Genomic DNA, 1312 nt, shown 5'->3' with positions numbered 1-1312 from the left:
GTGCTGGTTGGGTGGTCTGTTTTTTTTATAAATCAACCACACCGTCCGGCTGGCCGGGGGGGGGGGGGCCCCGGCCCGCCGCCCCCCGCCCCTCACGCGTTCGCCTCAGACGGCGTCGCTCTCGTCGCTCTCGTCGATCAGGTAGTGGGTCTCGTCGAAGATCCAGACCACGACCATGATCGCGCCCGCCACCACGTACTCCAGCATCACGCCGGGGCCACATAAGCCTTACGCAGATTCTCGTCCGGGCCGAGCGGCGCGGTCGAGGCCCTGCGGAACGGATCCCGCGCCAGTATCCGCACGGCCCGGTCGACCTGGGCCTGGCGAGAGCCCGGCAAAGTGTCGTATGCCTCGCGCGCCTCGAGGGTGAACTGGACCCGGTACCCGCTCATGTCCGCAGTGTGCCGGCCCGCGATACCGTCGGCGCATGAGCATTCGCGCCGTGGTCTGGGACGTTGACGACACTCTCTTCGACTACACGACCGCCGACCGCGAGGGCATGCGGTCGTATCTCACCGCCGAGCGGCTGCTCGGCCGGTTCGGGACGGCGGAGGAGGCCCTCGCGCGCTGGCGGGAGGTGACCGACCAGCAGTGGGCGCGGTTCTCGGCGGGCGGGATGACCTTCGAGGACCAGCGCCGCGACCGGGTGCGGGCGTTCCTGGAGCGGCCGGAGCTGACCGACGACGAGGCGGACGCCTGGTTCCAGCGGTACATCAGGCACTACGAGGCAGCCTGGTCCCTCTTCCCGGACGTCCTGCCCGTGCTGGACGCCCTCGCCGCCAGCCACCGCCACGCGGTGCTGTCGAACTCCAGCATCCGGGTGCAGGACCACAAGCTGCGCGTCCTCGGCGTCCACGACCGCTTCGAGTCCATCCTGTGCGCCGCGGAACTCGGCGTCTCCAAGCCGGAGGCCGGCGCCTTCCTCGCGGCCTGCGAGGCTCTCTCCCTGCCTCCGCACGAGGTGGCCTACGTCGGCGACCACCCGGAGATCGACGGACAGGGCGCCGCCGACGCCGGACTTCTCTCCGTGTGGATCGACCGCTACGGCGGCGGGGCCACCGTCGAGCTGCCGTCCGGACGGCACCGGATCGTCAGCCTCGCCGAACTTCCCGCGATCCTCGGCTCGGATACCCGTTTTGGAGCGCAGTCCACCTTCGGGTAATGTTCTTCCTGCGCCGCCGGGAGCGGGCCGAAAGGCCGGAACCGGGGGAGTGAAACTAGAACAAGATCCCCTACAGGGCTTGCGTTCCAGTGGCCTATGGTGTAATTGGCAGCACGACTGATTCTGGTTCAGTTAGTCTAGGTTCGAGTC

General features: G+C 68.7%; 2 protein-coding genes and 1 tRNA gene (1 of these 3 only partly in view). 2 read left to right on the top strand and 1 reads right to left on the bottom strand.

Annotated features, from left to right (window positions below):
• Window positions 1–206: 206 nt before the first annotated feature.
• Complete coding sequence (locus ACFVYK_RS29650) at window positions 207–392, bottom strand: type II toxin-antitoxin system RelE/ParE family toxin (protein ID WP_389779337.1); 186 nt, start codon at window positions 390–392, stop codon at window positions 207–209.
• Between the two features lie 35 nt (window positions 393–427).
• Between ACFVYK_RS29650 and ACFVYK_RS29645 the strand changes: the two genes are divergently transcribed.
• Window positions 428–1162 carry an HAD family hydrolase gene (locus ACFVYK_RS29645; protein ID WP_389779336.1) on the top strand — a complete coding sequence of 245 codons (735 nt, stop codon included), beginning with the start codon at window positions 428–430 and terminating at the stop codon, window positions 1160–1162.
• Window positions 1163–1254: 92 nt separating this feature from the next.
• Window positions 1255–1312 (top strand) — tRNA-Glu (locus ACFVYK_RS29640) (it continues 152 nt past the right edge of the window).

Source organism: Streptomyces sp. NPDC058291, assembly GCF_042880855.1.
In the GTDB taxonomy this organism is placed as follows: Bacteria; Actinomycetota; Actinomycetes; order Streptomycetales; family Streptomycetaceae; genus Streptomyces.
The sequence above is the reverse complement of the archived record's forward strand: the minus strand, read 5'-3'. Positions and strand labels throughout refer to the sequence as shown.